Annotated in this window: 4 protein-coding genes and 1 pseudogene; 1 reads left to right on the top strand and 4 read right to left on the bottom strand. The window is 72.0% G+C overall.

Annotation, left to right across the window (positions count from 1 at the left end):
* The coding region (locus tag ACWDS7_RS47015; protein ID WP_451934603.1) for a sporulation protein at positions 1 to 1,007 on the bottom strand (1,007 nt) is incomplete at its 3' end.
* A gap of 359 nt (positions 1,008 to 1,366) precedes the next feature.
* Between ACWDS7_RS47015 and ACWDS7_RS47020 the strand changes: the two genes are divergently transcribed.
* A complete protein-coding gene (locus ACWDS7_RS47020; RefSeq protein WP_451934604.1) occupies positions 1,367 to 1,543 on the top strand; it encodes a hypothetical protein in 177 nt (58 codons plus the stop codon).
* Between the two features lie 184 nt (positions 1,544 to 1,727).
* Here ACWDS7_RS47020 and ACWDS7_RS47025 read toward each other — a convergent pair whose 3' ends face one another.
* From ACWDS7_RS47025 to ACWDS7_RS47035, 3 genes and pseudogenes are all read right to left on the bottom strand, one after another.
* Complete coding sequence (locus ACWDS7_RS47025; protein WP_451934605.1) at positions 1,728 to 2,297, bottom strand: hemerythrin domain-containing protein; 570 nt, start codon at positions 2,295 to 2,297, stop codon at positions 1,728 to 1,730.
* A 54-nt stretch (positions 2,298 to 2,351) separates the two neighbouring features.
* On the bottom strand, positions 2,352 to 3,320 hold the full coding sequence (locus ACWDS7_RS47030) for a TIGR03557 family F420-dependent LLM class oxidoreductase (protein WP_451934606.1): 969 nt from the start codon (positions 3,318 to 3,320) through the stop codon (positions 2,352 to 2,354).
* Positions 3,321 to 3,522: 202 nt separating this feature from the next.
* A pseudogene (locus ACWDS7_RS47035) lies at positions 3,523 to 4,038 on the bottom strand (FAD-linked oxidase); the annotation flags it as partial.

A 4,038-nucleotide genomic window follows, 5' to 3' on the forward strand; every position in this document is an offset into this window, starting at 1 on the left:
GAAGCGGCGCGGCAGCCAGGGGAACGGCCCCGGGAACCGGCTCGCGAGACCAAACGTCTGAGAGCACGTGAGACGTCACCCTCGAAGAAGTCGCCGATCTCGTCGATCGCCTCGGCGGCCACGAACCCGCCCACCATGCCCGCCGCTCCGGCCGCCACGACCGCGCCCATGCCGGGCCCGCCGTGGTGGCCGTGGTGGCCGTGGTGGTCGTCGTGGTAGCCCCCGTAGGGGGCGCCGCGGTGTCCGGCCAGGCCGTTCAGCCACGTGGTGATCTCGGCGCCCCAGTCCATCTGGAGGGCCTGCTCGTGGCTCACCTGGAAGCGCCCGAAGGAGTCGTGGCCGGAGCCGTGCCCGCCGCGCTTGTCCGCCTCCAGGATGACCTCAAGCCGGCCGGCGTCGGCCACGAAGGTCAGCTCGACCTCGTTGACCAGCCCCGCGTACTGGGGCGGCGGGTAGAACTCGATCTCCTGGTAGAACGGCAGCGACTGCTGCACGCCGTACAGCCGGCCGGATTCCAGGTCGGCGCTCCTGAAGTGGAAGCCCAGCCCGGAGAAGGCCGCCAGCACGGCCTCCTGGGAGGGCAGAGCCGCCACGGAGAAGGGGTCGAGGTCGCCCTTGTCGACCGCCTTGGCGATCGCCAGCTCGGTGCGCACGCCCATGGCCATGCCGCTCAGCGGCCGGCCCTGGACTTCGGTGAGCGGCGTCTCCCAGGGCACCGGCACCTGGAACGGGATGGCGCGCTCCTCGCCGACGCCCAGCTTGAAGGGGCCGGAGACCTCGGCGCGGAAGAACTCCCCGAGACCGCTGTGCTCACCCTCGCTGTGCTCGGTCTCGATCCTCGCGACCAGCCCGAGGGTGACGTGCTCGATCTCCGCCTCGAAATCCCCTCCCTTGATCCGGACCTCTCCGCTCAGGGACCCGCCGGGCGAGACGCGGGACACGGCCAGGACGGTGTCCACCGAGGGACCTCCGACGCCGAAGGCTCCCAGCAGCCGTTTGAAGACCACGGATATCTCTCTCCTGTTGTGGTGACGTAACCGAAACGGCGAACGAGTGATCGCCGCTCGCGGTTCCCGGGATCACGCGGTTGCGGCCCTCTTCCGGGACCGTCTGCCCCGCATCCGGTGCGTGATCGTCGATCTCTGACAGCGATCAAGTAGGACAGCGTCAAATCATTGGTTCTGGGCAGCCGGAACCAGCGGGGGATAGATTGCTGCCTCACACGGACGGCTGACCGGTCAGCCGGTCCCGGCCGCCACTGCCGGCACGTCCCTCAGGGCTGGAGCGTTCCACGCACCGTCCGTGAGCGCGGGCCGCCCGGGAGCCGGCGCGTCACCGTCCGAACGCCACAGGAGGACACGCGCCCATGACTCACGACCCCGCCGACGACGGTGGATCCGGGTGGGAGGAGGGGGAGGAGGCGCTGCCGCGCCGCAGCGACGCGCCCCGGTGCCCGCACACCGAGATCGACCGCCGCTGCGTCCTGCCGCCCGGCCACGAACTGGAGCACGTCTACCCGCACCAGCAGGCCGCCGTGCGGTGATCGCGGGCGGCCGTGCTCCGCAGGGGCCGCCGGCCCGCGGCCCCTGCGGCCGGAGAAGCCGGGGTCCGAAGAACGCCGTCGGCTCTTCCCGCCGTCCGGTCTTCCCACCGCCGGCTCTTCCCGCCGTCCGCTCTCCCGCCGCCGGCTCTTCCCGCCGTCCGGTCTCCCCGCCGCGCGCGGCGGATCAGTCCTTGCCCCGTCCGGTGATCGCGTCCCGGACCCGGTCGACCAGGCCGGCGAGCGGTGCCAGCAGCTTGTTGGCCGGAGGGGTGTCCGGCGCGGCCGGGTGCGGCCGGGTGGGCGCGATCTTCTTCACCGCCTCGACCTTGTGGCCCAGCTCGGCCAGCTGTGAGGGGCGGGCGTGCTCGCGCAGCATGGGGAAGAGCTCGCCCTCCTCCTCCTGCACGTGCGCGCGGATCTCTCTCATCAGCCGCTCCAGCAGGACGGCGTGACGGGAGTCGGCGACATCGGTCGTCTCCAGCTCCTTCATGGTCCGCTCGGCCTCGGCGTGCTCGGCCAGCTCGCGGTCCGCGAGCTCGGCGCCGCCGGGCACCAGATCCCGCACGGCCGGGTACAGGTAGGCCTCCTCGGCGACCGAGTGGCGCACCAGCTCGATGATGACCTTCTCCGTCAGCTCCCCGCGCCGTCCGGTGTCGCTCGCACCGAGCCGCTCCAGCTCGCCGAACATCTGTTCCACCTCGCGGTGGTCGTGCGTCAGCACGGTGATGACATCCGTGTCCTGATCCGCGCTCATCAATGGCTCCTTCTCCGCGTACGCGGGCATGCGTCGTTCATCGGTCTGCGTGATTCACGGCAGGCGCCGGAGGGCGGGCAGGAGTTCCTTCTCCGACCAGTCGAAGAACTCCCGCTGGTGCTCGTGGCCGATCTGGACCAGGGCGACGTGGGTGAATCCGGCGTCGGTGTATCTGCGCACCGCCTCCACGACCGCCTCCACGTCGGGGCCGCACGGCACCGTCTCCGCGACGTCCTCCGGGCGCACGGTCTCGGCGTAGGCGGCGAAGTTGACCGGGGCGGGCAGCTCGGCCATGACCTTCCAACCCGCCGCGGCCCAGCGCCACAGCCGGTGCGCCCGTTCCAGGGCCGCCGTGGGATCGGGGTCGTAGGAGATGGGCAGCTGGCCGTAGACCGGCCTGCCCTGGCCGCCGGCGGCGGCGAACCGTTCGACGAGTCCGCCGTCCGGATCGGTCGCCACCAGCCCGTCGCCGTACTCGGCGGCGATCTCCGTCGACCCGCCGCCGGAGGCGGCGATCGCCAGGGGGACCGGGCGCTCCGGCAGATCGAACAGCTTGGCCGAGTCGACGTCGAAGAACTCGCCCCGATAGGTCGTGTAGCCGCCCTCGAACAGCTCCTTGATGATCTCGATCGCCTCGCGGAACATCTCGTGCCGGGTGTTGACCGGCGGCCAGCCGTGGCCGATCACGTGCTCGTTGAGGTTCTCCCCGGAGCCCAGCCCCAGGGTGAACCGGCCCTGGGTCAGGGCGCCCATCGTGGCGGCCTTCTGGGCCACCACCGCGGGGTGGTAGCGCATGATCGGGCAGGTCACGTAGGTCATCAACGGCAGGCGCTCGGTCGCGTGCGCAGCCGCGCCCAGCACCGACCAGGCGTACGGCGAATGCCCCATCTCCTCCAGCCACGGGAAGTAGTGGTCGGAGATGACCGCGTAGTCGAAGCCGATCCGCTCCGCCGTGGCGACGTCGTCCACCAACTGCCGGGCCGGCGTCTGCTCACACATCATCGTGTAACCGATCTCTGCCATGCCCCGGTCCCTACCCAGCCCCCTGGGGACCTCGCCGGAGAGCGGAGAAACTTGGCCTTCTTTGCCGCATCACTGCACGCGGGCCGGGAAGCCGGGCGGCCGGCCGGGACACCACGTCTCCGCCGGGCCGGCCGTGGCGCGGAGGTTCGGTAAGGCCATGCGGGCGGGCCGCGCCCGGCGTCCGGTGCCCCGCGGCCAGAACCTAGCCGAGGACCGAGTAGTTGCTGCGGAAGACACCGTGGGGGTCGCGGGCGCGCTTGATCTCCCGGAGCCGGGCCAGGACGTCGTCGGGGAAGGCGGTGGCGGCACTGTCGCCGGGGGAGAGGAAGGTGTGCGGCCTGCGCCCGCTGACGTGCGGGGCGAGCGCGGCGTCGATCTCGCTCTGCCGGGCACCGAGGGCGGCCGCGACCTCGGCGGTGGCCGGGATGCCCAGCGTGTGCAGCAAGTACGGCTCGGTCAGGTGCCCGCAGGCGCCGCCGCCCTCCGCCGGGTGGGCCAGCGCGCCGCCCAGGTGCCGGATCTGCACGCTGAGCAGCGGGTCGATCGGCCGCGACAGCAGCACCTGGGCCACCGCGTCGTCGAGGCTGGTCAGCAGCTCGGTGTGGCCCATGCCGGGGCTCGGATCGGTCGGCTCGGCGCAGATGCCGCCCAGCTCGGCCACCGGCAGGACGCCCCGGCTGTCCATGACGGCCCCGTCGATCTTGTCCAGGCGGCGCAG

The sequence above is a fragment of the Streptosporangium sp. NPDC003464 genome, assembly GCF_053588315.1.